Origin of the sequence: Burkholderia sp. 9777_1386 (genome assembly GCF_015712265.1) — a bacterium.
Taxonomy (GTDB): Bacteria; Pseudomonadota; Gammaproteobacteria; order Burkholderiales; family Burkholderiaceae; genus Burkholderia; species Burkholderia cenocepacia.
On the sequence record NZ_JACCQB010000050.1, the window covers coordinates 20,395 to 46,583 of the forward strand.

At 67.9% G+C, this 26,189-nt stretch carries 23 protein-coding genes; 12 read left to right on the forward strand and 11 right to left on the reverse strand.

Going from position 1 to position 26,189, the window contains the following annotated elements; all coding sequences use genetic code 11:
* Positions 1–31 precede the first annotated feature (31 nt).
* Positions 32–781: an IclR family transcriptional regulator gene (locus H0X91_RS27865; protein ID WP_048987749.1), complete on the reverse strand. Its 750-nt coding sequence runs from the start codon at positions 779–781 to the stop codon at positions 32–34.
* A gap of 134 nt (positions 782–915) precedes the next feature.
* Here H0X91_RS27865 and H0X91_RS27870 point away from each other — a divergent pair, with 134 nt between their 5' ends.
* The 7 genes from H0X91_RS27870 (at position 916) to H0X91_RS27900 (ending at position 8,430) form a co-directional block, all read left to right on the forward strand.
* Positions 916–1,698 carry a crotonase/enoyl-CoA hydratase family protein gene (locus H0X91_RS27870; RefSeq protein WP_006481671.1) on the forward strand — a complete coding sequence of 261 codons (783 nt, stop codon included), beginning with the start codon at positions 916–918 and terminating at the stop codon, positions 1,696–1,698.
* Between the two features lie 80 nt (positions 1,699–1,778).
* A complete protein-coding gene (locus H0X91_RS27875) occupies positions 1,779–2,999 on the forward strand; it encodes a CaiB/BaiF CoA transferase family protein (RefSeq protein ID WP_006481673.1) in 1,221 nt (406 codons plus the stop codon).
* Complete coding sequence (locus H0X91_RS27880) at positions 2,996–3,793, forward strand: enoyl-CoA hydratase/isomerase family protein (protein WP_006481661.1); 798 nt, start codon at positions 2,996–2,998, stop codon at positions 3,791–3,793. The genes H0X91_RS27875 and H0X91_RS27880 overlap by 4 nt, the downstream gene beginning before the upstream one ends.
* Positions 3,794–3,874: 81 nt before the next feature.
* Complete coding sequence (locus H0X91_RS27885) at positions 3,875–4,927, forward strand: porin (RefSeq protein ID WP_006481652.1); 1,053 nt, start codon at positions 3,875–3,877, stop codon at positions 4,925–4,927.
* Positions 4,928–4,937: 10 nt separating this feature from the next.
* Positions 4,938–6,260, forward strand: coding sequence for an MFS transporter (locus H0X91_RS27890; RefSeq protein WP_006481669.1), 1,323 nt, complete (start codon positions 4,938–4,940; stop codon positions 6,258–6,260).
* A 38-nt stretch (positions 6,261–6,298) separates the two neighbouring features.
* Positions 6,299–7,453, forward strand: coding sequence for an acyl-CoA dehydrogenase family protein (locus H0X91_RS27895; protein WP_006481666.1), 1,155 nt, complete (start codon positions 6,299–6,301; stop codon positions 7,451–7,453).
* A 38-nt stretch (positions 7,454–7,491) separates the two neighbouring features.
* Positions 7,492–8,430 (forward strand): alpha/beta hydrolase, encoded by a 939-nt coding sequence (locus tag H0X91_RS27900; protein ID WP_006481650.1) that lies wholly within the window; start codon positions 7,492–7,494, stop codon positions 8,428–8,430.
* Between the two features lie 58 nt (positions 8,431–8,488).
* On the opposite strand, the gene prpF is transcribed toward H0X91_RS27900, so the two are convergent.
* The 4 genes from prpF to prpB all read right to left on the reverse strand — a co-directional run bounded on the left by prpF (position 8,489) and on the right by prpB (position 14,490).
* Positions 8,489–9,679 (reverse strand): 2-methylaconitate cis-trans isomerase PrpF, encoded by a 1,191-nt coding sequence (gene prpF, locus H0X91_RS27905; protein ID WP_196433534.1) that lies wholly within the window; start codon positions 9,677–9,679, stop codon positions 8,489–8,491.
* A 24-nt stretch (positions 9,680–9,703) separates the two neighbouring features.
* Complete coding sequence (acnD, locus tag H0X91_RS27910) at positions 9,704–12,298, reverse strand: Fe/S-dependent 2-methylisocitrate dehydratase AcnD (RefSeq protein WP_006481668.1); 2,595 nt, start codon at positions 12,296–12,298, stop codon at positions 9,704–9,706.
* Positions 12,299–12,383: 85 nt separating this feature from the next.
* Complete coding sequence (gene prpC, locus H0X91_RS27915; RefSeq protein WP_196433535.1) at positions 12,384–13,556, reverse strand: bifunctional 2-methylcitrate synthase/citrate synthase; 1,173 nt, start codon at positions 13,554–13,556, stop codon at positions 12,384–12,386.
* Between the two features lie 40 nt (positions 13,557–13,596).
* Positions 13,597–14,490, reverse strand: coding sequence for a methylisocitrate lyase (prpB, locus tag H0X91_RS27920; RefSeq protein ID WP_006481649.1), 894 nt, complete (start codon positions 14,488–14,490; stop codon positions 13,597–13,599).
* Positions 14,491–14,660: 170 nt separating this feature from the next.
* On the opposite strand from prpB, the gene prpR reads away from it, so the two are divergent.
* Positions 14,661–16,649 carry a propionate catabolism operon regulatory protein PrpR gene (gene prpR / locus H0X91_RS27925; RefSeq protein ID WP_059722160.1) on the forward strand — a complete coding sequence of 663 codons (1,989 nt, stop codon included), beginning with the start codon at positions 14,661–14,663 and terminating at the stop codon, positions 16,647–16,649.
* A 15-nt stretch (positions 16,650–16,664) separates the two neighbouring features.
* Here the strand turns inward: prpR and H0X91_RS27930 are convergent, their stop codons facing one another.
* Complete coding sequence (locus tag H0X91_RS27930; RefSeq protein WP_006494358.1) at positions 16,665–17,294, reverse strand: CGNR zinc finger domain-containing protein; 630 nt, start codon at positions 17,292–17,294, stop codon at positions 16,665–16,667.
* A 121-nt stretch (positions 17,295–17,415) separates the two neighbouring features.
* Here H0X91_RS27930 and H0X91_RS35270 point away from each other — a divergent pair, with 121 nt between their 5' ends.
* Together H0X91_RS35270 and H0X91_RS27935 are read left to right on the forward strand one after the other, a co-directional pair.
* Entirely contained in the window at positions 17,416–17,541 is a 126-nt protein-coding gene (locus H0X91_RS35270) for a hypothetical protein (protein ID WP_006494357.1), read from the forward strand.
* Positions 17,542–17,570: 29 nt separating this feature from the next.
* Complete coding sequence (locus H0X91_RS27935) at positions 17,571–17,954, forward strand: VOC family protein (protein WP_006481651.1); 384 nt, start codon at positions 17,571–17,573, stop codon at positions 17,952–17,954.
* A 186-nt stretch (positions 17,955–18,140) separates the two neighbouring features.
* Here the strand turns inward: H0X91_RS27935 and H0X91_RS27940 are convergent, their stop codons facing one another.
* The gene (locus H0X91_RS27940; RefSeq protein WP_006481667.1) at positions 18,141–18,989 is read right to left on the reverse strand and encodes an ureidoglycolate lyase; all 849 of its coding nucleotides are present in this window, start codon (positions 18,987–18,989) and stop codon (positions 18,141–18,143) included.
* 663 nt (positions 18,990–19,652) lie between these two features.
* Between H0X91_RS27940 and H0X91_RS27945 the strand changes: the two genes are divergently transcribed.
* A complete protein-coding gene (locus H0X91_RS27945; protein WP_062910186.1) occupies positions 19,653–20,474 on the forward strand; it encodes an IclR family transcriptional regulator in 822 nt (273 codons plus the stop codon).
* Between the two features lie 176 nt (positions 20,475–20,650).
* Positions 20,651–21,202: a hypothetical protein gene (locus H0X91_RS27950; RefSeq protein WP_034178622.1), complete on the forward strand. Its 552-nt coding sequence runs from the start codon at positions 20,651–20,653 to the stop codon at positions 21,200–21,202.
* A gap of 655 nt (positions 21,203–21,857) precedes the next feature.
* On the opposite strand, the gene H0X91_RS27955 is transcribed toward H0X91_RS27950, so the two are convergent.
* The 4 genes from H0X91_RS27955 to H0X91_RS27970 form a co-directional block, all read right to left on the reverse strand.
* Positions 21,858–24,215, reverse strand: a complete 2,358-nt coding sequence (locus H0X91_RS27955; protein ID WP_060211046.1) for a GNAT family N-acetyltransferase — start codon at positions 24,213–24,215, stop codon at positions 21,858–21,860.
* A gap of 581 nt (positions 24,216–24,796) precedes the next feature.
* Positions 24,797–25,102, reverse strand: a complete 306-nt coding sequence (locus H0X91_RS27960) for an H-NS histone family protein (protein WP_006494353.1) — start codon at positions 25,100–25,102, stop codon at positions 24,797–24,799.
* A gap of 103 nt (positions 25,103–25,205) precedes the next feature.
* On the reverse strand, positions 25,206–25,478 hold the full coding sequence (locus H0X91_RS27965; protein WP_012493616.1) for a hypothetical protein: 273 nt from the start codon (positions 25,476–25,478) through the stop codon (positions 25,206–25,208).
* Positions 25,479–25,539: 61 nt separating this feature from the next.
* The gene (locus H0X91_RS27970) at positions 25,540–26,067 is read right to left on the reverse strand and encodes a BON domain-containing protein (protein WP_080330673.1); all 528 of its coding nucleotides are present in this window, start codon (positions 26,065–26,067) and stop codon (positions 25,540–25,542) included.
* Positions 26,068–26,189: the final 122 nt, after the last annotated feature.

The following is a 26,189-nucleotide window of genomic DNA, read 5'->3' on the forward strand; positions in this document are numbered from 1 at the left end:
TGTTCACACCGATAACGGGCTTGCGCGGGCCCTACGCCCGCTCGGCCAGCGCCGCCTGCATCGCGCGCACGATCGCGTCCCGATGCGGGTCGATCCGCTCGACCGGCCCAGCCACGCCCATCGCCAGCGGCAGCCCGTTCCAGCCATCCGCGATCACCATCGAGATCATCGCGGCGCCCTGCGTCACGGTGTGCGCCGAATACGAATAGCCGAGCCGGCGGGTCTGTTCGACCTTGTCGAGCACGACGTCCTCGTCGATCGTCCTGCCCGACTTCCCGATCCGGCGGATGCTGCGTGACACGAGCCGGCGAATCGTGCTGTCGGGCTGGATGCTCAGCAGCGCCCAGCCAAGGCCCGACATGCAGATCTCGCGACGCGTGCCGATCGGCGCATAGAACTGCACCGGAATCGAATGCGAGCCCTCGACCGCGTCGATGTACTGCACGTACAGGTCGCTCTGCACCGCGATCACGACCGCCTCGTGCGTGCGCGCCGCCAGCCGCTTCGCGACCGCATGCCAGTGCCGCCGGCTGCCGGCCGCCGAATCGACCAGCGCTTCGCCGAGATTGACGAGCCGCGCGGTGGGCGCATACGCATGGGTTGCATCGTCGTAGGCGAGATAGCCGAGCGTCTTCATGCTGGTCAGCAGCGCCGCCGCGCTCGACCCCGGATACCCGCAGCGCGTCGCGATCTCGCGCACGCTCAGCGGCCGCTGCAAGGTGCTGAAGAGTTCCAGCACCTCGAACACGCGCGCCGCGCTCTTGACCACGTTTCCGCTCATCCCGCCCTCTCCGCAGCGACCGGCACGGGCCTTCCACGTATGTGGAACGGAATTTCCCGCCGCCAACCGTCGTGACGATACTAGGCTTCGGCCCGCGGCGTGAAGTCCCGCGGCACAGAACACACGGAGACAACATGGCAGCCTTTTTGATCCGTGAACGGCAGGGCGCGATCCTGACCGTCACGATGAACCGCCCGGACACCCGCAACGCAATTTCGGACACCGATGCGATCGACGCGCTGACCGAATGCTGCGACGAAGCAAACCGTGACGAATCGATCCGCGTGCTGATCCTGACCGGCGCCGGCACGACGTTCTCGTCGGGCGGCAACGTAAAGGCGATGCGCGCGTTCGTGGAAGCGGGCCCGCACGACCCTGCTGCGATCCGCACCAGCTATCGCCGCGGCATCCAGCGGCTCGCGCATGCGTTCGAGCACCTCGAAGTGCCGGCCATCGCAGCGGTCAACGGTCCGGCCATCGGCGCCGGCACCGATCTCGCGTGCATGTGCGACATCCGCATCGCCGCCGAGCGTGCGCGCTTCGCGGAGAGCTTCATCGCGCTCGGTCTCGTGCCGGGCGACGGCGGTGCGTGGTTCCTGCCGCGGATCGTCGGCGCCGCGGTCGCCGCGGAAATGTCGTTCACCGGCGATGCGCTGGACGCGCAGGCCGCGCTGCGCTGCGGACTCGTGTCGCGCGTCGTGCCCGATGGCGACCTCCTCGCGCATGCGCACGAACTGGCCGGCCGCATCGCGCATCACTCGGGCACCGCACTACGCCTGACCAAGCGGCTGCTGCGCGAAGGCCGCCACGCAAGCCTCGACACGCTGCTCGACCTGTCGGCGTCGTACCAGGCGTTCGCGCACGCCAGTCCCGACCATCGCGCGGCCGTCACCGCGCTGTTCGCCGCGCGCGGCTGAACCCGCGACGCATCGCGGCCGTGCGGCCGGCACAGGCCGGCCTGCCGGCCCGTCGAACCCACATCGAAGGAGACATCGTCATGACCAGCAGCAACGAAGGCGCACTCGCAGGGGTGCGCGTGGTGGACCTGAGCCGCGTCTATGCGGGGCCGTTCTGCGCGCAGACGCTCGCGGACCACGGCGCCGACGTCATCAAGATCGAACCGCCGCAGGGCGACGAAACGCGCGACTGGGGCCCCGCGATGCCGAACGGCATCTCCAGCTACTACTGGGGGCTCAACCGCAACAAGCGCAATCTCGCGCTCGACCTGTCGCATCCCGACGGACGCGACGTGCTGTTCCGCGTGCTCGAAACGGCCGACGTGCTGATCGACAACTTCAAGCAGGGCACGCTCGAACGCTGGGGCATCGGCTACGAAGACTGCCTGCGCGCGCGCTTTCCGCGCCTCGTCCACTGCTCGATTTCCGGCTACGGCACCGACGGCCCGCTTGCGCGGTTTCCGGGCTACGACGCGGTCGCGCAGGGTCTCGCCGGCTTCATGTCGATCAACGGCGAACCGGGCGGCATGCCGCTCAAGGTGCCGTTTCCGGTCGTCGATTACGCGGCCGGCCTGAGCGCCGTCTCCACCATTCTGATCGCGCTCGTCGAGCGGACACGCTCCGGCCTCGGGCAGCACGTCGACATCGATTTGTTCAGCACCGCGCTGTCGATGCTGCATCCGGTCAGCACGAGCTGGATGGCAACCGGCGACGTGCCCGTCGCGACCGGCAACGTATACGGCGCGATTGCGCCGTACGGCGTCTATCCGTGCAAGGACAAGCCGGTCGCGACCGGCGCCGGCAACAACCGCACGTTCGCGCGGCTCGTCGACGCGCTGGGCGTGCCCGAGCTGGCGCGCGATCCGCGCTTCGCGACCAATGCACAGCGCGTCGCGCATCGCGATGCGCTCGACTCGCTGCTCGGCCAGCTGACCGCCGAACTGCAGGCGGACGACGTCGTCGAGCGGCTGATGCACGCCGGCGTCGCGACGGGGCCGGTGAACACCGTGGCCGATGCGTTCGGCCATCCGCAGGCGGCGCGCAACGCGATGTTCGTCGACACCGACACGTACATCGGCGCGGGCATCCCCGCCAAGCTGTCCCGCACGCCCGGCGCGATCCGCCGGCCGCCCCAGCCGTTCGCCGCCGACACAGACGCCGTGCTCGACGCATTCGGGATCGACGCGGCGCGCCGCGACGCGCTGCGGCAGGCGGGCGTGCTGCCCGACACGCGGGCAGACGTGGCCGGGAGCGCGTCATGACCGCCCCGCGCTTTTCTTCACCGACGGACGACGATGCGCCGTCGATCCTGCGCGACGACGCCGACGGCGTCGCGTGGCTGACGATGAATCGCCCGCACGTCGCCAATGCGCTGTCCGCCGACGCGATCCGGCGCCTGTGCAACGAACTCGTCACGCTCGACGACAACCCGTCGATTCGCGTCATCGTGATCCGCGGCGCGGGCGAACGCGCGTTCAGCGCGGGCGTCGATCTCGGCGACCCCGAGATCCGCGGGATGCAGCCGATGCGCGGACTCGCGCGCAACGTCCACGAGCTGATCCTGGAACTGCGCAAGCCGACCATCGCGGCCGTCAACGGCCATGCAATCGGCGGCGGCTGCGAAATCGCGCTCGCGTGCGACCTGCGGATCGCCGCCGATAACGCGACCTTCGCGTTGCCCGAAGCGCGGGTCGGCATGGGCGCGAACTTCGCTAGCGTGCTGCTGCCGCGCATGTTGCCGCACGCGATCGCGATGGAGCTGCTGTTCACGGGCCGCCGCTTCGACGCAGACGAAGCGCAACGCGTCGGCCTGCTGAACCGCGTCGTGCCGGGCGCCGCGCTCGACGACACCGTGCGCGAGCTGGCGCAGACGATCGCCGCGAACGCACCGCTCACGATCCGCCGCATCAAGGAAACCGCGACCCGCAGCCAGGGGCTGCCGGTGGCCGCCGCGCTGCGGCTGGACGTCGGCCCCGACGTCTACGCGAGCGAGGACCGGATCGAGGGCGCCCGCGCGTTTCTCGAGAAGCGCAAGCCGGTGTTCAAGGGGCGCTGAGCCCGGCACCGCACCGCGACACCCGCGCGCACCGCTCCCAGAACGCGGGCGCGCCAATAAAACATGGACGGAGACACCTTCATGCAACGAAAAGCATTCCTGGTCAGCGCGTGCGTGCTGTGCGCCACGCCGGCGCACGCGTCGTCGGTCACGCTGTACGGGATCGTCGACAGCTACGTCGAATTCGATCGCGTCGGCAGTTTGTCGAGCATGCGGCAAAGCGGCGGCGGCGCATCGACGAGCCGCTTCGGCCTGACGGGCGTCGAGGATCTCGGCGGCGGCACGTCGACGAAATTCGTGCTGGAAAGCGGCTTCTCGCCGGCCGACGGATCGTTCCAGGGCGGCACGCTGTTCTACCGGCAGGCATACGTGTCGCTGCAGAACGCGCGCTACGGCGACCTGCGGCTCGGCCGGCAATACACGCCCGCGTTCTACGTCGTGTACGACGGCGATCCGTTCGGACTCAACGAGCGGCTGTCGCCGCTCGCGCTGCTCGCGACGTCGACGGACACGATCACGAGCAACACGACGCCACCGATTCCGCGCTTCAACCAGGCGGCGTCGTACCTGAGCCCCGACTGGAACGGCCTGCGCGTGATGGCCACGTACGGCTTTCCGACGCCGAACGCGCTGTCGACACAGGCTGGACGCAACTACGGCGCCGGGCTGCAGTACCGGATCGGCGGCCTCTATGTCGGCGCCGGCTTCCAGGGCGATACGTCGGCCGGCAACCTGGGACCCGTCGTCGCGCCGTCAACGACCCGCCACTACGTGTTCGCGACCAACTACGCATTCGCGCGGGTCAAGCTGTACGCCGCGTTCCTGTACGGCGTCGGCACGGCGGCGCGCCTGCCCGCGTTCTCGACCGCGAGCGTCGGTGCGTCGATCAACGTCGGCGCGCTCGATCGCGTGCTCGTGTCGGTGGTGCGCCGCGACGTGAAGGGTTCGGCAAACGACGCGACTGCGCTCGGCGTCGGCTACGACCATCCGCTGTCGAAGCGGACTTCGCTCTACGCCCGCTATCTCTACATGAAGAACGGCGGCGACGCCCGCAATACCGTCGTCGCCGGCCTGCAGCCGCAAGCAGGCGGCACCGAGCAAGTGTTCGCGCTCGGCATCGTTCACCGCTTCTGACGGAGTGCCCATGACCCCGACCCTTTCGACCCACCCGGCCGTCGACGACGACGGCGCGACGCAGGCGCTGTATCGCCGGATCTCGCGCCGGCTGCTGCCGTTCCTGATCCTCTGCTACACGCTGTCGTTCATCGACCGGATCAACATCGGCTTCGCACACGCGCAGATGGCCGCCGAGCTGCACTTCTCCGACGCCGTCTACGGGCTCGGTGCGGGCATCTTCTTCATCGGCTACATGGCGTTCGAGATTCCGAGCAACGCGTGGCTCGCGCGGATCGGCGCGCGGCGGACGATTGCCCGGATCATGGTGCTGTGGGGCCTCGGCTCGGCCGCGACGATGTTCGTCACGACGCCCGCGCAGTTCTACGCGTGCCGCTTCCTGCTGGGCGTGTTCGAGGCCGGCTTCTTCCCCGGCATCCTGTTCTATCTCGGCGCGTGGTATCCGCCACGGCAGCGCGCCAAGGCGTTCGCGCTGTTCATGACCGCGCTGTATCTCGCAGGGTTGATCGCCGGCCCCGTGTCGGGCGCGATCCTGTCGTACTTCGACCGCTTGGGCGGCCTGAGCGGCTGGCAATGGCTGTTCGTCGTCGAAGGGCTGCCGAGCAGCGCGCTCGGCCTCGTCGCGCTACGCTTTCTCGACGACCGGCCGGATGACGCACGCTGGCTGTCGGACGCAGACAAGGCCACGCTGCGCGCCGCGCATGCGCAGGCCGAAGCCGATACGCCGGCCGCGAACGCGGCGCGGTCGTTGCTCGCGCACCGCGATTTCTGGCTGCTGTGCGCGGCCAATTTCGCGATCGCGGCCGCCGGCTACGCGCTGGTGTTCTGGATGCCCGTGATCCTGCATCGCGGCGGCTTGCATGGCGCGATGCAGATCGGGCTGATATCCGCGCTGCCGTACCTGTGCGGCATCGTCGGCATGCTCGCGATGGGCTGGCGCACCGAGCGCCGGCGCGAATGGCGCAAGCACGGCGCCGTCGCGATGCTCGCGTGCGCGGCGGCGCTCGCTGGTCTCGCGAGCAGCGCCGGCACGTCGCATCTGATGATCGCGCTGTGCATCGCGGTCGCCACGCACGCCGCGGCGCTGCCCGCGTTCTGGGTGCTGCCGGGGCTCGCGCTGCCGAAGCGCTCGATGGCGGTCGCGATCGCGGCGATCACGATGACCGGCGCGATCGGCGGATTCGCGAGCCCGTTCCTGATGGGCGTGCTCAACACGGCCACCGGATCGATGCGCGGCGGCCTCTATTTCAATGCCGCGCTGCTGGCGGCCGGCGCGCTCGCGTTGCTCGGGACGCTGCGCGCCCGCGCGGCGGCGCGCGCGAACGCCGGCTGACGGCACGGCTTCTTCCTCTCCTGTACGCACCTACCCACATGAATTTCGAACTCGAACTCGAACACCGGATGATCCGGGATCTCGTCGCGCGTTTCGTGAAGGACGAACTGATTCCGCTCGAAGCGGCGGTGATGGCGCGCGAGGCCGACGGCCAGCGCTTCGGGCTGCTCGTCGACGAACGTGCGCACCTCGACGAGCGCTCCCGGCAACTCGGCCTGTGGGGACTCGACGCGCCGCTCGACGTGGGCGGCTCGGATCTGCCGGCCGTCGCGATGGTCGGCGTGAACGAGGCGATCGGCACGACCGTCACCCCGTACATCCTGCCGCCCGACTCGCCGAACCTGCGGATGCTGTGCGATGCGGCCGACGATGCGCAGCGCGCGCGCTATCTCGACCCGTACGCACGCGGCGCCACGCGTGCCGCGATGGCGATCTCCGAGCCGGGCGCCGGCTCCGACCCGGGCGCGCTGTCGACGACCGCCGTGCACGACGGCGACGGCTGGGTGCTGAACGGCCGGAAGATCTGGATCAGCCACGCGGCCGATGCCGACTGGACGATCGTGATGGCGCTGACCGATCGCAGCAAGGGCAAGCGCGGCGGCATGTCGGCGTTCATCGTCGATCGCGACACGCCGGGTTTCATCATCGAACGCCGGATTCCGATGATCGGCGGGCTGTCGACCTACGAAATCGTGCTGGAAGACTGCCGCATTCCCGCCGCGCAACTGCTTGGCCCGGAAGGCGCCGGCTTCACGCCGATGCAGGCCCGGCTCGCGAACCGGCGGCTGGAGATGGCCGCGTGGTGCATCGGCCGCGCCGAGCGCGCGGTCGCGCTGCTGTGCGACCATGCGAAACAGCGCACGACCTTCGGCGTGCCGCTCGCGGAGCGTCAGGCGGTCCAGTGGTGGGTCGCCGACGCGCTCACGCAGATCCACGCATGCCGCCTGATGACCTACGAAGCGGCCGCGCGCGTGGATGCCGGGCAGGATGCCCGCACGCAGATCTCGATGGTCAAGGTGTTCGCGACCGAAATGGCGTGGACCGTGATCGATCATGCGATGCAGACGCTCGGCGCGATGGGCATGACGAAGGAAATGCCGTTGCAGCAGATGGCCAGCGAAGCGCGGCTGATGCGCATCTTCGAAGGCCCGACCGAGGTGCACCGTTGGGTCGTCGCGCGCAGCGTGCTCTGACCGCGGCGCGCCGCCCACTTCCACGATGGAGCCCTGCGTTGAACACCCTGCATCTCGTCGATCCTGAAATCCGCCCGCTGCTCGAGACCTGGCCGACCGTCACGCTCGATGCCGACAACCTCGCGCAGTCGCGCCAGCGCGTGCTGCCGCTGCCGCCGCCCGACCCGACCGGCAGCACGCTCGAACGCCGCACGGTGCCCGGCCCGTCCGGCGCGCCGGACGTCCCGGTCCTCGTCTATCTGCCCGACGGCCACGCGCGCCCGCTACCAGCGATCGTCCACCTGCACGGCGGAGGCTTCGTGCGCGGCGCGGCGAAGGAGCTCGAAGCGGTGCACCGGTTGCTCGTCACACACCTCGGCTGCGCGCTGATCTCGATCGACTATCGCCTCGCGCCGGAAACGGTGTTTCCCGGTGCGATCGAAGACTGCTACGCGGCGCTCGCATGGGTGTTCCGTCACGCCGATACCCTCGGCATCGACGCCGCGCGGATCGGCGTGGCGGGCGAAAGCGCGGGCGGCGGGCTGGCCGCCGCGCTGGCGCTGCTGGCCCGCGACCGCGGCGAATTCCCGCTCGCGTTCCAGCACCTGATCTATCCGATGCTCGACGATCGCACCTGCACGCGCCCGCCGCATCCGCATGCCGGAGAATTCATCTGGCATGCGGCCAACAACCGGTTCGGCTGGACCGCGCTGCTCGGTCACGCCCCGGGCATCGACGGCGTGTCGCCGTACGCGGCGGCCGCGCGCGCCACGCGGCTCGACGGCCTGCCGCCCACGTTCCTGTCGGTCGGCTCGCTCGACCTGTTCCTCGACGAAAATCTCGACTACGCGCAGCGCCTGCTGCGCGCAGGCGTGCCGACCGAACTGCACGTGCTGCCCGGCGGCGTCCACGGATTCGACCTCGTGCCCGGCGCGCGAGTGTCGGAAACGGCGCGCCGCCTGAGCCACGACGCGCTGCGCCGGTTCCTGCACGGCTGACCAAAACAATGCGGGCGGCCGAAGCCGCCCGCATCCGCGCCGATCCCGACGACCACGCTCAGAACGCATCCCCCGGCACCCGCACCCAGCCTTCCATCAACACGCGCGCGCTGCGGCTCATGATCGCCTTCGTGACGGTCCACTCGCCGTTCTCGCGCCGCGCTTCCGCGCCGACGCGCAGCGTGCCCGACGGATGGCCGAAGCGCACCGCGTGGCGTTCGCCGCCGCCCGCCGCGAGATTGACGAGCGTGCCGGGGATCGCCGCGGCCGTGCCGATCGCAACCGCCGCCGTGCCCATCATCGCGTGATGCAGCTTGCCCATCGACATCGCGCGCACCAGCAGGTCGACGTCGCCCGCGTTCACGCGCTTGCCGCTCGACGCGACGTAATCGGCCGGCTTCGCCACGAACGCGATCTTCGGCGTGTGCTGCCGCGTCGCGATTTCGTCGAGCGTGTCGATCAGGCCCATGCGCAGCGCACCATGCGCGCGGATCGTCTCGAACTTCTCGAGCGCCTTCGGGTCGCCGTTGATCGCGTCCTGCAGCTCCGTGCCCGTGTAGCCGATCGCTTCCGCGTCGACGAAGATCGTCGGGATGCCTGCGTTGATCATCGTCGCCTTCAGCGTGCCGATGCCCGGCACGGCGAGATCGTCGACGAGGTTGCCGGTCGGGAACATCGAGCCGCCCGCGCCTTCTTCCTCCGCGGCCGGATCCATGAATTCGAGCTGCACCTCGGCGGCCGGGAACGTGACGCCGTCCAGCTCGAAGTCGCCCGTCTCCTGCACCGCGCCGTTCGTGATCGGCACATGGGCGATGATCGTCTTGCCGATGTTCGCCTGCCAGATCCGCACGGTCGCGACGCCATCGCGCGGCACGCGCGCCAGATCCACCAGCCCGCCGCTGATCGCGAACGGGCCGACCGCCGCCGACAGGTTGCCGCAGTTGCCGGTCCAGTCGACGAACGCGCGGTCGATCGCGACCTGACCGAACAGGTAGTCGACGTCGTGCCCCGGCCGCGTGCTCTTCGACACGATCACCGTCTTGCTGGTGGACGACGTCGCGCCGCCCATCCCGTCGATCTGCTTGCCGTACGGATCGGGGCTGCCGATCACGCGCAGCAGCAGCGCGTCGCGCGCGGCGCCCGGCGTCTGCGCGGCGTCCGGCAGATCCTGCAGCCGGAAGAACACGCCCTTGCTGGTGCCGCCGCGCATGTAGGTCGCGGGAATCCTGATTTGAGGAATATGAGCCATGTCTGTGTTCTCAATGTGCGCCGGTCAGGCTGCCTGCGACGATTCGAGGAAGTCCTGCGCGAACCGCTGCAGCACGCCGCCCGCTTCGTAGATCGACACTTCCTCGGCCGTATCGAGCCGGCACGTCATCGGCACCTCGACGCGTTCGCCGTTCCTGCGATGAATCACGAGCGTGAGATCGGCGCGCGGCGTGCGCTCGCCGATCACGTCGAAGGTCTCGGTGCCGTCGATGCCGAGCGTCGTCCGGTTGGTGCCCGGCTTGAACTCGAGCGGCAGCACGCCCATCCCGATCAGGTTCGTGCGGTGGATGCGCTCGAAGCCTTCGGCGGCGATCGCCTCGACGCCCGCGAGCCGCACGCCCTTCGCGGCCCAGTCGCGCGACGAGCCCTGGCCGTAGTCGGCGCCGGCCACGACGATCAGCGGCTGCTTGCGATTCATGTACGTCTCGATCGCTTCCCACATCCGCATGACCTTGCCTTCCGGCTCGACGCGCGCGAGCGAGCCCTTCTTCACCGCGCCGTCGACGACCGCCATCTCGTTGACGAGCGTCGGGTTCGCGAAGGTCGCGCGCTGCGCGGTCAGGTGGTCGCCCCGGTGCGTTGCGTACGAGTTGAAGTCCTCTTCCGGCAGGCCCATCTTCGCGAGGTACTCGCCGGCCGCGCTGTTCGGCAGGATCGCGTTCGACGGCGACAGGTGGTCGGTCGTGATGTTGTCGCCGAGCACCGCGAGCGGGCGCATGCCCTTCAGCGTGCGCTCGCCGGCCAGCGCGCCTTCCCAGTACGGCGGACGGCGGATGTACGTGCTCTGCGCGCGCCAGTCGTACAGCGGCGCCGCGCGCTCGCCCGCATCGGCGCTGCGCGCGAACATCGGCTCGTAGACCTTGCGGAACTGTTCGGGCTTCACGCTCGACGCGACGATCGCGTCGATCTCCTCGTCGGTCGGCCAGATGTCCTTCAGCGTGACGGGCTGGCCGTCCGGATCGTGGCCGAGCACGTCACGCTCGATGTCGAAGCGGATCGTACCGGCGATCGCATACGCGACCACGAGCGGCGGCGATGCGAGGAACGCCTGCTTCGCATACGGGTGAATGCGGCCGTCGAAGTTGCGGTTGCCGGACAGTACGGCCGTCGCGTACAGGTCGCGATCGACGATCTCCTGCTGGATCTTCGGATCGAGCGCGCCCGACATCCCGTTGCAGGTCGTGCACGCGAACGCGACGATGCCGAAGCCAAGCTTCTCGAGTTCGGGCAGCAGGTTCGCTTCTTCCAGATACAGTTCGACCGCCTTCGAGCCGGGCGCGAGCGAGCTCTTCACCCACGGCTTGCGCGTGAGGCCCTTCGCGTTCGCGTTGCGTGCGAGCAAGGCGGCGGCGATCACGTTGCGCGGGTTGCTGGTGTTCGTGCAGCTCGTGATCGCGGCGATGATCACCGCGCCGTCGGGCATCTCGCCCGGCTTCTCTTCCCATTGGCCGGCGATGCCGCGCGCGGCGAGATCCGACGTCGGCAGCCGCTTGTGCGGGTTCGACGGGCCGGCCATGTTGCGCACGACGCTCGACAGGTCGAACGTCAGCGTGCGCTCGTACTGCGCGTTCGCGAGCGTATCGGCCCACAGGCCCGCTGCCTTCGCGTAGGTCTCGACCAGCTTCACCTGCTCGTCGCTGCGGCCGGTGAGGCGCAGGTAGTCGATCGTCTGGCCGTCGATGAAGAACATCGCGGCGGTCGCGCCGTATTCGGGCGCCATGTTCGAGATCGTCGCGCGATCGCCGAGCGTGAGGCTCGCCGCGCCTTCGCCGCGGAATTCCAGGTACGCGCCGACCACTTTTTCCTTGCGCAGGAACTCGGTCAGCGCGAGCACCACGTCGGTCGCGGTGATGCCGGGCTGGCGCTTGCCGGTCAGCTCGACGCCGACGATGTCGGGCAGGCGCATCCACGACGCGCGGCCGAGCATCACGTTCTCGGCTTCGAGCCCGCCGACGCCGATCGCGATCACGCCGAGCGCGTCGACGTGCGGCGTGTGGCTATCGGTGCCGACGCAGGTGTCCGGGAACGCGACGCCATCCTGCGCCTGGATCACCGGCGACATCTTCTCGAGGTTGATCTGGTGCATGATGCCGTTGCCCGGCGGGATCACGTCGACGTTCTCGAACGCCTTCTTCGTCCACTCGATGAAGTGGAAGCGATCCTCGTTGCGGCGATCCTCGATCGCGCGGTTCTTCGCGAACGCGTCCGGATCGAAGCCGCCGCATTCGACGGCGAGCGAGTGGTCGACGATCAGTTGCACCGGCACGACCGGGTTCACCTTCGCCGGGTCGCCGCCGCCGTCCGCGATCGCGTCGCGCAGGCCGGCGAGATCGACGAGCGCCGTCTGCCCGAGGATGTCGTGGCACACCACGCGCGCCGGGAACCACGGGAAATCGCGTTCACGCTTGCGCTCGATGATCTGCTTCAGCGAATCGGCGAGGATCGCCGGATCGCAGCGGCGCACGAGGTTTTCGGCGAGCACGCGCGACGTGTACGGCAGCGTGTCGTACGCGCCGGGCGCGATCGCGTCGACCGCGGCACGCGCGTCGAAATAGTCCAGCGACGTGCCGGGCAGGGGTTTGCGGTTGGCGGTATTCATGATGTGGGGCGGAAATCTGGGTATGACGTTCCGCGCGCGCCGGCGGCCCGCATCCTCACGGGCGCCGGCACGCGCGGCGGGCGTTTCAGCGCTTCTCGATCGGCACCAACTGCAGGTCTTCCGGGCCCGTGTAGTTCGCGCTCGGGCGGATGATCTTGTTGTCGATGCGTTGCTCGATGATGTGCGCGCTCCAGCCGGACGTACGCGAGATCACGAACAGCGGCGTGAACATCGCGGTCGGCACGCCCATCATGTGATACGACACGGCGCTGAACCAGTCGAGGTTCGGGAACATCTTCTTCGCGTCCCACATCACCGATTCGAGGCGCTCGGCGATGTCGTACAGCTTCAGGTCGCCCGCTTCCTTCGACAGCTTGTGCGCGACGCCCTTGATCACCTTGTTGCGCGGATCGGAGATCGTATAGACCGGGTGACCGAAGCCGATCACCACTTCCTTGTTCTCGACGCGGCGGCGGATGTCGGCTTCGGCGTCGTCAGGCGAGCTGTAGCGGCTCTGGATTTCGTACGCGACTTCGTTCGCGCCGCCGTGCTTCGGCCCGCGCAGCGCGCCGATCGCGCCGGTGATCGCCGAGTAGATGTCCGAGCCCGTGCCCGCGATCACGCGCCCCGTGAACGTCGATGCGTTGAATTCGTGCTCCGCGTACAGGATCAGCGACGTGTGCATCGCCTCGACCCACGACTTCGACGGCGTCTTGCCGTGCAGCAGGTGCAGGAAGTGGCCGCCGATCGAATCGTCGTCGGTTTCCGTTTCGATGCGCTTGCCGTTGTGCGAGAAGTGATACCAGTACAGCAGCATCGAGCCGAGCGACGCCATCAGGCGGTCGGCGATGTCGCGCGCGCCCGGCAGGTTGTGGTCGTCCTTCTCCGGCAGCACGGTGCCGAGCACCGACACGCCGGTGCGCATCACGTCCATCGGATGCGCCGACGCCGGAATCTGCTCGAGCGCGGCCTTCAGCGCGCTCGGCAGGCCGCGCAGCGCGCGCAGCTTGGTCTTGTACGCAGCCAGTTCGGTCAGGTTCGGCAGCGTGCCGTGCACCAGCAGGTGCGCGATTTCCTCGAATTCGCACGATTCGGCGACGTCGAGAATGTCGTAGCCGCGATAGTGCAGGTCGTTGCCGGTCTTGCCGACCGTGCACAGCGCGGTGTTGCCGGCCGTCACGCCCGACAGCGCCACCGACTTCTTCGGCTTGAATGCGCCTGCGGCGGCCGGTGCTGCTGCGTCTTTCGTCTCGCTCATGTTTTGTTTCTCCAATGGGTATCGGGGGATGCGGGCCGCGTTACTTCTTGCCCTGCGCGAACAGTTCGTCGAGCTTGCGCTCGTATTCGTGATAGCCGAGGAAGTCGTACAACTCGGCGCGCGTCTGCATCGTCGGCACGGCCGCCTTCTGCGTGCCGTCGCGGCGCAGCGTCTCGTAGAAGTTCAGCGCGGCCTTGTTCATCGCGCGATACGCGCCGCAGCAGTACAGCGCGATGTCGACGTTCGCCTCGCGCAGTTCGTCGACGGTGAACAGCGGCGTCGAGCCGAATTCGGTCAGGTTCGCGAGGATCGGCACCTTCACGGCAGCCTTGAAGCGGCGGTAGTCGTCGAGCGTCTTCATCGCTTCCGGGAAGATCATGTCCGCGCCGGCTTCGACGTACGCGACCGCGCGCTCGATCGCCGAGTCGATCCCTTCCGCGGCGGCCGCGTCGGTGCGCGCCATGATCACGAACTGGTCGTCGGTACGCGCATCGACCGCGGCCTTCACGCGATCGACCATTTCGTCGATCGGCACGACTTCCTTGCCAGGACGGTGGCCGCAACGCTTCTGGCCGACCTGGTCCTCGAGGTGCACGGCCGCGACGCCGGCGTTGATGAACGAGCGGACCGTGCGCGCGATGTTGAATGCACCGCCCCAGCCCGTGTCGATGTCGACCAGCAGCGGCAGGTCGGTCGCGTTGGTGATCCGGTTCGCGTCGATCAGCACGTCTTCCATCGTGCTGATGCCGAGGTCGGGGATGCCGAGCGAGTTCGCGGCGACGCCGCCGCCCGACAGGTACACGGCCTTGAAGCCGACGGCCTGCGCCATCTTGGCCGCGTACGCGGTGATCGCGCCGACCACCTGCAGCGGCTGCTCGGCCGCGACTGCCGCGCGGAACTTCGCGCCGGCGCTCTGAAGATGCGTATTGCTCATGAACGGCCTCCTGATGGAATGCCCGATAACAGCAAGGACCGGGCCAGCTTGCGAAACGTCGCTAACCCACTGATTCTTAAGCACCCGCCCCGGGCGAGGCGGCGCCGGAATATTTCAATTCGGCAATTTCGTGTTTCAAAAATGAAATCGCGCGCGCATAATCGGCGGTCATGGACCTCTCTTCGACCAAGCCCGTCGGCCCGGCCGACCGCACGGTGCGTCCGCGCATCTGGGCAATGGGCATCAGCCGCCTGCGCGACCTGTTTCGCGAGATCGCCGGCGAGTTCGACGAACGCGCCGACGTGCGCATCGTGACGCGCGCCTATGAGGATGCGCTCGGCGCGATCGCCGAGGCTGGCACCGCGCGGCCCGACGTGATCGTCGCGGCCGGCTCGAACGGCGGCTTCCTGAAAACGCGTGCGCAGGTGCCGGTGGTGGTCGTGTCGCCGACCGGCTTCGACGTGATGCAGGCGCTCGCGCGCGCGCGACGCGACGCGACGCGGATCGCGCTCGTCAGCGCCGGCGAAACGCCGCCCGAAGTGCGTCGCTTCGTCGCCGCGTACGGCCTCGACGTGCAGTTTGCGTCATATCAGTCCGCGCAGGAAGCGGAAGCCTGCGTGCACGACCTGCGCGATCGCGGCATCGAGACGATCGTCGGCCCCGGCCTCGTCACCGATCTCGCGGCCAGCGCCGGCATGGGTGCGGTATTCCTGTATTCGCACGCGTCGGTGCGCAAGGCCGTCGAGACGGCGCTCGAAGTCGCGTATGCGACGCACGCCGAGGCATTCCGCCGCCAGCGGCTCGACACGCTGCTGCAGCATCTGCGTGACGGCGTGGTCGCGCTCGACGCGCACGGCCGTGTCGAAGCGATCAACGAGCGGCTCGCGTCGGCGCTCGGGGTCGAACCCGCGGCGGCCGTCGGCCGCGCGCTCGTCGACCTGCGGCCCGAACTGCGCACGCTGCGCGGCGAGGACGGCGACGCGCTCGCGACCGTGCGCGGCGTGCGCTACGTCGTGCATCGCGGGCCGCTGGTCGATCGCGGCGTCACGTCGGGCAGCGTGCTGACGTTCCAGGAATCGCGCGCGGTCGAACGGCTCGATCGCGCGCTGCGTTCGCAACCGACCACGCAGCAGTTCGCGGCCCGCTATGCGCTCGACGACGTGGTCGGCGCCTCGGCGCCGATGACGCGCGTACGCGAGCTCGTGCGCCGCTATGCGAAATCCGACGCGACCGTGCTCGTGCTCGGCGAAAGCGGCACCGGCAAGGAAATGATTGCGCAGAGCCTGCATGCGCTGTCCGCGCGGCGCAGCTATCCGTTCGTCGCGGTCAACTGCGGCGCGTTTCCGGAAGCGCTGCTCGAGAGCGAACTGTTCGGCTATGAGGAAGGCGCATTCACCGGCGCGCGGCGCGGCGGCAAGACCGGCCTGTTCGAGGCCGCGCATCGCGGCACGCTGTTTCTCGACGAAATCGGCGAGATGCCGCCGTCGCTGCAGAGCCGGCTGCTGCGCGTGCTGCAGGAACGCGAAGTGATCCGCCTCGGCTCGACCGAGCCGATCCGCATCGACGTGCGCGTGATCGCCGCGACGCACCGGCCGCTGCTCGCGGCCGTCGAGGCCGGCACGTTCCGCGCGGATCTCTATTACCGGCTCAACATCCTGAACGTCGGCCTGCCGCCGCTGCGCGAACGCGCGGCCGACATTCCCGCGCTCGCGGCGACGCTGCTCGTGCAGGCCGCGCGGCGCGAGCCGCGTCTCGCCGAACGCGTGCGCGACACCGACGACGCGCTGCGCGTGCTCGGCGCGACGCAAGCGACGCTCGCGCGCTACCGCTGGCCGGGCAACGTGCGCGAGTTGCAGAACGTGGTCGAGCGGATCGCGGTGGAGCTGGCCGAGGACGTCGACGAGAGCGATCCGGACGCCGCGTGTGCGGCGCTCGCCGCCGGCGCGCTGCAGGTGATCGCGCCCGAGCTGTTCGCCGCGCCGCCCGACGCCGGTGGGGGCGCCGACGACGATGGACAAACGCTCCACGCACGCCGCCGTCGCGCGGAAGCCGACGAGATCCGCGCGGTACTCGACGCGTGCGGCGGCGACCGCGATCGCGCCTGCGCGATGCTCGGCATCAGCAAGACGACGCTGTGGCGCAAGCTGTCGGCGAAATAGGTTCGGGCCGCCCCGTCATTCGGCCTTGTGATAGTGGCGATACGCCTTCGCGCGATTTCCGCACGACGACATCGAGCACCAGCGTCGGCTGCCGTTCTTGCTGTCGTCGATGAACAGCCACTGGCATGCATCGTTCGCGCAGCGCTTGACCTTCGCGAGCCGCGCGCCGCCGAGCAGGTCGATCGCCGACCACAGCACCGGACTCAGCAGCCCCGCGAGCGTCGCACCTGACGCATCGATCCGCCACGCGTAGCGGCCGTCGACGCGCGCCAGCGCAACGCGCGGCGACGCTTCCGCCAGAAAGCCGCCGAGCAGCGCGAGATCGTCGGGCTGTGGCTCGCGCTGCTCCGCTTGCGCGTGAAAGAGCCGGTAGAGCGCCTCGCGCAATGCGAGCGCCTGCGCGAGCATCGGAGGCTCGTCATTCTTCTTCGGGTTCGGATATTGCTCACGACACGCGTCGACCAGCCCGGCCGGTACGCCGGCCTGCTCGCGGCACCACGCGAGCAGGTCGTCCAGCGCGCCGAAGGTTTCCGTCGGCGGGTCGCTGCCGCGCCAGTACAGCGTGTTCGCGAAATCGAGGCTCAACGTCTCGGGCGGCGCCGGGATCAGGCAGTCGATCGCGACGGAAGGTTGCGTTTTTCTCATGACGCGATCGTATCTAACCACCATGCCGGTTGACAAGCGCCGGAGCGATTTCTAACATAACCGGCATGGTGGTTAAAAAAGGTTGCTGCACCGACGCTCCCTTCAATCCAAGGAGACACAGATGATCGATCGCTTTTCGTTCAGCGTTATCCACACCGTCGCCGGCCGCACGTACGAGGCGAGTACGCTCGGCGCGCTTCGCTGCAAGCGGCTGGCATGGTGCCTCCAGGCAGGTTTGCCGTTCTGACGTCCCCCTCAGTTCAAGGAGAACCACAGATGATCGATCACCTTTCATTCGGCGTTGCACACGTTGGCCGCAGCCGCACCTTCTACGACAGCACGCTTGGCGCACTCGGCTACAAGCGTCTGTATAGCGACGACAACGCGATCGGGTACGGCACGACCGAGCCCGAGCTGTGGTTGCAGCACGCGGCTCGCCCGGTCGTCGCCGATCCCGATTCGGGGTTGCACCTGTCGTTCAAGGCCGCGTCGCCGGTCGAGGTCGATGCGTTCTACCGCGCCGCGCTCGAGCACGGCGGCAAGGACAACGGCGGCCCCGGCAAGCGCGAGCACTACGGCCCGGGCTACTACGCGGCGTTCGTCGTCGACCCCGACGGATATCGGCTCGAAGCGCATTGCGAACTGGACAACGTGGTCTGATCCGCTTCGCACCGCCGCGGACATACGACAAGGGCCGATTCCGCATCGCGCGGAATCGGGCCCCTGGTTCGAGCTGCCTCGTCGTTCGGGGCGCGCCGCTCGCCGCCGGCATTCATGCCGACGTGGCGGGCAGCATGGCCAGCGCGGGGGGCTGCGTCCTCCAGCCGGCCCGCGTCGCTCACGCGCTCATTGCGCGTGGCGCGTGCTCTGCAACTGCTCGCCGAGCCCGTCGATCCCGAGGCGCACCATCTGGCCGGCCTTCAGGAATACCGGCGACGGCTTGATCCCCATGCCGACGCCCGGTGGCGTACCGGTCGTGATTACGTCGCCCGGCTGCAGCGTCATGCAGGTCGACAGATACGCGATCAGCTGCGCGACGGTGAACACCATCGTGCGCGTGTTGCCGTTCTGATAACGGTGGCCGTCGATTTCGAGCCACAGGTCGAGACGCTGCGGATCGGGTACCTCGTCGCGTGTGACGAGCCACGGGCCGATCGGGCCGAACGTGTCGAAACCCTTGCCCTTGTCCCACTGGCCGCCGCGCTCGATCTGCCATTCGCGCTCGGACACGTCGTTGACGACGCAGTAGCCCGCGACGTAATCGAGCGCGCGCGCTTCGTCGACGTCCTTGCACTTCGCGCCGATCACGACGCCCAGTTCGACTTCCCAGTCGGTCTTGACCGACCCCTTCGGGATGTCGATGCCGTCGTTCGGGCCGCAGATCGAGCTCGTCCACTTGCCGAATACGACCGGCTCCTTCGGCACCGGCATGCCGGCTTCGGCTGCATGGTCGGCATAGTTCAGGCCGATGCCGATGAACTTGCCGACGTGGCCGACGCACGCGCCGATGCGCGGCTCGCCCGACACGAGCGGCAGCGTGGCCGGATCGATCGCGCGCAGCCGTGCGAGACCCGCGTCGGACAGCACCTCGCCGGCAAGATCCGGCACATGCGCGGACAGGTCGCGAATCCGGCCGGCCGCGTCGAGGATGCCGGGCTTTTCCTGGCCGGGCGGGCCATAGCGAAGCAGTTTCATCGTGCTTAACCTCTGTTGTCGAATGGGACAGGATACCGGCCGACGCGGCCTTTCGCAGCCGCGCGCCGGACTGATTGTCGATCGTCGATTGCACGCGTCGGCGCCGCATGCGGGATGCCGTCGACGCGCGAGGGTCGCGCGGGCGCAGCGATCGCGGCGCCGTACGGAAGTACGGCGCGCATCGAACGGGCGGCCGCCGGTCTGCGCATCGGCGACGACGGCCCGGCATCCGCGACGCGTGCCGGTCCATGCCGGCCGGCTGCACGCGCGGCCGCGCCGTCGCTGGCCCGCAAGCCTTTGTACCATCGGCCGCGCGCCGTGAAATGACGCGCGACGGATACCGACTATTGGTGCGCCTGCCGACGCTGCGGCGCAGCACGCGCCGCACCGGCGTCGGTGGAACGACCATCGTTCGCAGTGGCGCCTGCCATCGGTGCATGAATACTGGCTATTCGGGGTGCCCCTGTCATCGGAAACGTTTGCCCATCCGTTCTTGTCCGGTAATGATCGGTAAAAAGACGCTGCATTGCACACTGTATGTTTATTGCTAAGCTCATACGGATGGCTTTCATTGCCATCCGCGGGCCCGCCCTATACGCGTGCAGAACCGGCCAGCGTGCGTCGCCAACCGATCGACGGTAATCCCCCAACCTCACACCGACAATGCAGACAACCAACGACCCGCTTCCCGGCAGCGACGCACGGGAATCGATGGCCGCTATCGACCGCTATCGCGCACCCGCGCTCGACAAGGGCCTCGATATTCTCGAACTCCTGTCCGAGCAGAAGGAAGGACTCACCCGCACCGAAATCACGAAGGAACTCGGCCGTAACGCGAGCGAGATCTACCGGATGCTCGAACGCCTCGTCGCACGCCGCTACGTGATGCGTTCGACCGGCGGCGACCGCTATACGCTCAGCCTCAAGTTGTTCGCGCTTGCGCACCGGCATCCACCGATGAACCGGCTGATCGCCGAAGCGCTGCCGCCGATGCAGCGCTTCGCCGATGCCGCCGAGCAATCGTGCCACCTGTCCGTCTACGATCGCGGCAACCTGCTCGTGATCGCGCAAGTGGACGGGCCTGGCCCGTGGGGCGTGTCGGTCCGGCTCGGCTCGCGCGTCGGGCTCGCCGATACCGCGTCGGGACGCACGCTGCTGGCGTTCCAGGGCCCCGAGCAACGCGCGCACATGCTGGCCGAGCACCGCAAGGTCAAGGGCGAAACGCCGCTGAACGAGCAGGAGCTCGCGAATGCATGCCAGTCGATCCGGCAGTCCGGCTACCTGCGCCAGGACAGCCGCCAGGCCTACGGCGTGACCGACCTGACCGTGCCGATCCTCGGGCCCGCCGGCCATGCGATGGCCGTGCTGACGTGTCCGTACATGCGACGGATCGATGCGCACATGGCGCCGACCGTCGACGTGGTCGTCGACGCACTGCGCGACACGGCCGCCCGTCTGTCGATGTGCCGCACCGAGACCTGCTGACGCGCGGGTTCGCCGCCAACGCGCACCGGGCATCGCGCAGCGGCGCCGGGTGCGATTGCGTACGACGCCCGCGCGGTGCCCGATGCGCGATGTCGCATCGGGCAGCCGCGGCGCTACGCTAGAATAGCGGCCCTCTCAAACACTACGGCGGCCGGTTGTCGCGGCCGTCGTGTCCGATGGATGTCATGGCCAAACTTCTGAACGATCAAGAATTCCAGCGTTTCTCCGAACTTCAGCAGAAGCAGGCAAGCTTCACGATCACGCCCGAGGAAGCGGACGAACTGCGCGATATCGTCGCGCGCGCGCAGAAGAAGCGCGACGATCGTGCCGCCGCAATGCAGGCGATCGAGAACTACATCGAGCAGTTCGACATCACGCCTGACGAACTCTTCTCGCCCGAGCAGATCGGCGACGCGGCGCGCACCTACGGGCTCATCACGGCGACCAAGAAGGAACGCACGCTGCCGCCGTCGATCACGTTCAACGGCAAGCCGTACCAGTGGACCAAGACGCTTCCGGACGACGTGCGCGGCGCACTGTTCGACGCGTTCACGTCCGGCGAGTCGGTCAAGCGCTTCATCGCGATGCCGAAAGACGCCGCGCGCTGTGCGCTGACGATCGCCCGCCTCGAGCGCGAAACCGGTGCCGTCTATGCCGATCCACACCTCGAGGAACTCGCGATTTCGCGTGATCAGGTGAACGACGCGGCGTCGAAACTCGCTGCGTGAATGTGATCGTGGGCACGCTTCCTGCGTGCCCACACCCGCGCGTCACGCCGGCATTGGCCGGCGCGGCGCCCGCGGCAGGCGTGCGTTCGCATGCTCCCGAAAAAGCTCACCTCGGCATCCCGCAAGCGCTCACCGCAGTCTCCCGTAAAGTCTCACCGAACGCTCCTGGAGACGCTTACTGACGCCTCCCGAACATCCTCACCGATCGCTCCTGCAAGTGCTCACCGAGGTGTCCCGGAAAGGCTCACCGGCCCTTCCCGCAGGCGCTCATCGGCCGTTCCCGGGAAAGCTCACCGAACGCTCCCGTATCGGCTCACCGCGCTGTCCCGGAAAAGCTCACTCGCCGCTCCCGAAAAGTCTCACCTTCGTGATGGCTTTGCATGTGCGAAGCCGGAATAGGGCCACGAATGCGTGCAAGCACATCGCTTGAAACGGTTGCGCAGGGCGAATATCGCAGCACGCTGGCGCGCCTCTGCCGACATGATGCGGGCTTCACGATATCGCCTCGACCGGCAGGTTCGCCACGTCAGCGAGCGCTTCATGCCGGATACTGGTTTCAACTCCTTTGCATTCCTGAGTGACCGTGCGGCATGGCGAGACATTGCAGCATCGACGCCATGCGTTACCTTCGCAACGTGGGACCACAGACTGACGCCTACGGCTGCAACTTCATCCTGAACCCGACGACGCCCGGCTCCTCCGTCGTCGATACCGCAAACCCGCACGATTTCGCGAGCGAAATCATCGCCGTATTCTCGCGCAACGCCTCGCCGACCATCCACGCGGTGCCGCGCGAGCGTGCGTAGTCGATGATGCGCATCATCATCAGCCGGCCGAGCCCCTTGCCCTTTTGGTCGGGCCGTACCGCGATCGCGAACTCCGCCGTCTCGTTGTCGGGATCGGCGACCGCGCGCGCCACCGCGAGCGTGTGGTCGCGCCCCGACACATCGGTGAACGACACGATGAACGCCATCTCGCGGTCGTAGTCGATCTGCGTCATGCGCGCCACCTGCGAATGATCGAAGCTGCGCACCGCGCCGAAGAAACGCATCCGCAGATCTTCCGGCGTCATCGCACCGAGCAGTTCGTTGTGTGCGGCCTCGTCCTCCGGACGGATCGGACGGATCGTCACCGTCTCGCCATGCCACTCGAGCGTCTGCTCGAGGTGCCGCGGATACGGCATGATCGCGAGCCGGCTGCGCCCTGCAGCCAACGTGATGCGCGGCGCGACGACCCATGCGCGGTCGGACAGCACGCGCAGCGTGACCGACATCGCAACGACTTCGCGCACGTCGCAAACGACCTGCGACAGCGCCGTCAGCGCGTCGAGCGTCGGCTCGACGGGCGTGCTGCGCGCATACGGCGAGCGCTCCATCACCGCGCGGGCGAGCACGGTGTTCAGCGGCGGCAGACCGTAGACGACGAACGGCGCCGATACGCCATCCGCCGGCGGCACGGCGTAGCGAAACACCGGACCGAAGTTCGAATCGTCATACATGTCGACCGTGATATCGACGACCTTCTTGCCGGCCGGCTCGCTGGATTGCTCGCCCTGCAGACCGAAATGGGACAGCCAGCGCAGCGCGGCTTCGCCGGCCAGTTCATGCTGCCCGGCTTCGACCATGCGGCGCGCGTCGGCCTGAGCGGACGCCACGCATTCGGCCGGCTGCGGCGGCGTGCCCTCCGGCGTCTGCATCAGCAGCTGGCGCCCGAGGTTGTAGTCGACGAGACGCGCATACGCACGTGCGAGCCGCTGCGGCGTCGTGTGCACCGGAATACCGTTCGCGTGCAGCGCATCGCGTGTCGCCGCATCGACCGCGCCGAAGAAACACGCGAGGATGCCGCGATGCGCGTACTGCCGCGAATCGATCAGCGTGCGCGCGACCAGGTCGGCCGGCGCACTGTGTGAAGTGGAATGAACGACGAACAGCGTGCCCGTCTGCGGAAACGGGGCGAGCGCCTTGATCGCCGCGGCAAAGTGTTCGGGGCGTGCATCGTCGCCCAGCGTGAGCGGATTGCCCGGCGCCGCGAGATGCGGCAGCGCGGCCGCGACGGCCGACGTGGCCGCGGGCGACCAGCCGGTCAGCACGTCGCGCACCTCGGCCACCGCATCGACCGCGAGTTTCGCCACGCCCGCATCGCTGGTCACGAGCGTCGCCGCCCCCCGTGCGGTGACGCGGCCCACGCCGAGCGTCTCGATTTCGTCGAGCAGGTCGTCGAGCGCATCGACGCGCACCATGCCCGCGCGCTGGAACGCCGCCGTGTAGAGCGCATCGCCGGGATCGGCACGGCCGGTACGTAACGCGAGCACCGGCTTGTTGCGTGCGGCCGCGCGCGCCGCCGACATGAACTTGCGCGCCGCGCGCACGGTATCGAGCTCGAGCAGGATCGCGCGCGTGCCGGGATCGCTCGCCAGATAGTCGAGGACGTCACCCGCATCGACGTCCGATTCGCTGCCGAGCGCGACGACATGCGAAAAGCCGAGGCCCCGCGCATGGGCCCAGCCGAGCACCGCGTTCGTCAACGCATTCGATTGCGATACCCATGCAACGCCGCCCGATCGCGCCGTATACGCAGGCGCGCCGAAATGCGCATGCCGCGCCGGCGACAACACGCCGAGGCTGCCGGGCCCGACGATACGGAGCACGAACGGCTTCGCCGCCTTCAGCGTGCGATCGACCGCGGCGCGATCGGCATCGGTGCGCGCCTCGCCGACGATCACCGCGACCCGCGTGCCCAGCTCACCGAGCTTGCGCACGATGCCGGCCCAGGTCGCGGGCGGCGTGCAGATCACGGCAACCGACGGCGGCGCGGGCAATCGGTCCACATCCGAGACGACCGCATGCCCGTCCAGCTCGCGATATTTCGGATTGACCGGCCAGACAGGCCCCTGGAACGCGCCGTCGAGCACACGCGACCACACCATCGCGCCGATACTGCCCGCGCGCGACGACGCGCCGACGACCGCAACGGACTTGGGCTGGAACAACGCATCGAGATGGCGAACGGTCACATCGGCTCCCTGCGGTGACGAAAGACGACACGATCGGCATGCGGCCACGCGGGCCGTGCGCCGATCGACGCGAACCCCAAGCATAGGCGAAGCGCCTGCGACTGCCTATATGCCGAACGGCCGACTATTCGACGGACGTCAACGCTCGCATCATGGGTCTGCAACACACGCGGCCCGGCATCGCAGTGCCGCTCGCACGATGCAGGCAACGCGGCACGATGCTGCAGTCGCGCGCTCAAAGGTGAGGTTTTACAGGAGCCATGGTGAGTATCTTCGGGAATCGCACGACATACCGCGCCAATACGCGAAAGGTGATGAAAGTCCGCGTCGCGCATGCACCGCGAAAATGGCGAATGCCAATGCGCGTGCATTGCGCCATTACGCGCCTGTTTACGGAAATTCCCCGCAATATGCAGTCGGATCGCGGCGAATTCGCAAAACGGGATCCGTTCATTGCGCGGCATTGCACTTCAATTCGCGACGGAAAATCGCATGGCGACCGCCCAAAAACAAAACGGTGCGAAGGCCGCATGGCCGTTCGCACCGTCAGTCGATACGCGAAAGGTGAGGATTTTCGGGAGTCAGTCCTTGATCAGGAAACGTCCGCGATTCTTGCCGAGCCATGCCGGCGCCCGCCCGCGACCACTCCAGGTCTCGCCCGTCTTCGGGTTCAGGTACTTCGGCGGCAAGGTCCGCTTGGGCTTCGCGGCGGCAGCGGCTGCGCCCGATCCTGCCGGGCGAAAACCGAGTTCTTCCGGCGTAATGTCGTATTCGTCGATTTTCGCGCGGATTTCGGCAATCGCGTCGGCAATCGCCTTTTCACGTTCCTTGTCGATCTTTTGCTGAAGCCGTTCGAGCTGTGCGGACAGTTGCCTGTAGGTCGCCATATGGATGGGACTCCGTGAGTGTTATTCGTGAAAAATAGGTAACACCAAGCAAACAGAAAAGCGCTTCGCCCGATCGTGGTCTCCTCAGCCGGTCATTTCGGGATCAATAACCGCTCTTCTTCTTGCACGCGAAGAGAAGATTTCGCACGGCGTCATCCGTCGATTGCTGGATCACGTCGAAATCTCCGTTGCACATGGCCCGGGCATTGTCCGTGCAATTGCTCCAGTCGCTGCCGGTGCATTGCACCTGAGTGGTCGGGCGCCCGTCCGAAGTGAACAGCGGAGCACCGCCACCGCACCCGCCGAGCCCTGCAACCAGAGCCAACATCACGGCCGCCCGAGGCCACCGACAGACCGACGCAAGCATGTGTTTCATTATGGTTCCCGTCAACCTTTTTTTGAATGTCGCGAGTATGCCATGGGCGGCCCGTCGAGCGTCAGTCCGGCGCGCGGTCGGGTTGTCCGCGCGCCTTGTACGGCAAGCGCTTGCGCGGATCGTCGGTGATGCGAATGAACACCTGCTCGACGTCCGGAAGCGCCTCGAATTCGCGTTGCAACGCCTGGCGATCGACGCTCGTATCCGCACATCCTTCGACGTAGATGAAACGTCGCTGCACGGTGATCCACAGGCTCGTGCCGCGCAGACGATCGGAGCCGGCGAAGTGCGCCTTCGCCGCATCGGCGATCGACGCGTCGTACATATACGAGTTCGGCTTCGTGCAGCGATGGGCGAGCCAGCAGGTCGTGCCGCGTTCGGCGCGATAGTGCGCATCGTCCGTCATCTCCGCGCGCGTCATCCACGGGCCGAGCGGCAACGGGCATTCGGCGACGTCTTGCGACAGCACGACGAACGGGTCGTTGTACCAGTTGCGCCGCGCGTCGGCCGTGTCGGCGTCGCCGGCCTGCGCGAATGCGAAGCTCGCCAGCAACATGGTCAGCGCCCCTGCGATGCCGATCCGCTTCATCGTGATCTATATGAACGCGTCCCGTTTGCAACAGTTTTCGTGTGTTCAGACAGACAGGATGGGCTGCAGCTCTATATCCGGCCTTGTTGCAGCCAGTACTGCCGCTGCGGGCCCCTATGAAA

Excerpts from the sequence above, each read along its gene's own strand:
- H0X91_RS27865 (WP_048987749.1), bottom strand. The coding sequence starts at position 781 with ATGAGCGGAAACGTGGTCAAGAGCGCGGCGCGCGTGTTCGAGGTGCTG.
- H0X91_RS27870 (WP_006481671.1), top strand. The coding sequence starts at position 916 with ATGGCAGCCTTTTTGATCCGTGAACGGCAGGGCGCGATCCTGACCGTC.
- H0X91_RS27875 (WP_006481673.1), top strand. The coding sequence starts at position 1,779 with ATGACCAGCAGCAACGAAGGCGCACTCGCAGGGGTGCGCGTGGTGGAC.
- H0X91_RS27880 (WP_006481661.1), top strand. The coding sequence starts at position 2,996 with ATGACCGCCCCGCGCTTTTCTTCACCGACGGACGACGATGCGCCGTCG.
- H0X91_RS27885 (WP_006481652.1), top strand. The coding sequence starts at position 3,875 with ATGCAACGAAAAGCATTCCTGGTCAGCGCGTGCGTGCTGTGCGCCACG.
- H0X91_RS27890 (WP_006481669.1), top strand. The coding sequence starts at position 4,938 with ATGACCCCGACCCTTTCGACCCACCCGGCCGTCGACGACGACGGCGCG.
- H0X91_RS27895 (WP_006481666.1), top strand. The coding sequence starts at position 6,299 with ATGAATTTCGAACTCGAACTCGAACACCGGATGATCCGGGATCTCGTC.
- prpF (WP_196433534.1), bottom strand. The coding sequence starts at position 9,679 with ATGGCTCATATTCCTCAAATCAGGATTCCCGCGACCTACATGCGCGGC.
- acnD (WP_006481668.1), bottom strand. The coding sequence starts at position 12,298 with ATGAATACCGCCAACCGCAAACCCCTGCCCGGCACGTCGCTGGACTAT.
- prpC (WP_196433535.1), bottom strand. The coding sequence starts at position 13,556 with ATGAGCGAGACGAAAGACGCAGCAGCACCGGCCGCCGCAGGCGCATTC.
- prpB (WP_006481649.1), bottom strand. The coding sequence starts at position 14,490 with ATGAGCAATACGCATCTTCAGAGCGCCGGCGCGAAGTTCCGCGCGGCA.
- prpR (WP_059722160.1), top strand. The coding sequence starts at position 14,661 with ATGGACCTCTCTTCGACCAAGCCCGTCGGCCCGGCCGACCGCACGGTG.
- H0X91_RS27930 (WP_006494358.1), bottom strand. The coding sequence starts at position 17,294 with ATGAGAAAAACGCAACCTTCCGTCGCGATCGACTGCCTGATCCCGGCG.
- H0X91_RS35270 (WP_006494357.1), top strand. The coding sequence starts at position 17,416 with ATGATCGATCGCTTTTCGTTCAGCGTTATCCACACCGTCGCCGGCCGC.
- H0X91_RS27935 (WP_006481651.1), top strand. The coding sequence starts at position 17,571 with ATGATCGATCACCTTTCATTCGGCGTTGCACACGTTGGCCGCAGCCGC.
- H0X91_RS27940 (WP_006481667.1), bottom strand. The coding sequence starts at position 18,989 with ATGAAACTGCTTCGCTATGGCCCGCCCGGCCAGGAAAAGCCCGGCATC.
- H0X91_RS27945 (WP_062910186.1), top strand. The coding sequence starts at position 19,653 with ATGCAGACAACCAACGACCCGCTTCCCGGCAGCGACGCACGGGAATCG.
- H0X91_RS27950 (WP_034178622.1), top strand. The coding sequence starts at position 20,651 with ATGGATGTCATGGCCAAACTTCTGAACGATCAAGAATTCCAGCGTTTC.
- H0X91_RS27960 (WP_006494353.1), bottom strand. The coding sequence starts at position 25,102 with ATGGCGACCTACAGGCAACTGTCCGCACAGCTCGAACGGCTTCAGCAA.
- H0X91_RS27965 (WP_012493616.1), bottom strand. The coding sequence starts at position 25,478 with ATGAAACACATGCTTGCGTCGGTCTGTCGGTGGCCTCGGGCGGCCGTG.
- H0X91_RS27970 (WP_080330673.1), bottom strand. The coding sequence starts at position 26,067 with ATGAAGCGGATCGGCATCGCAGGGGCGCTGACCATGTTGCTGGCGAGC.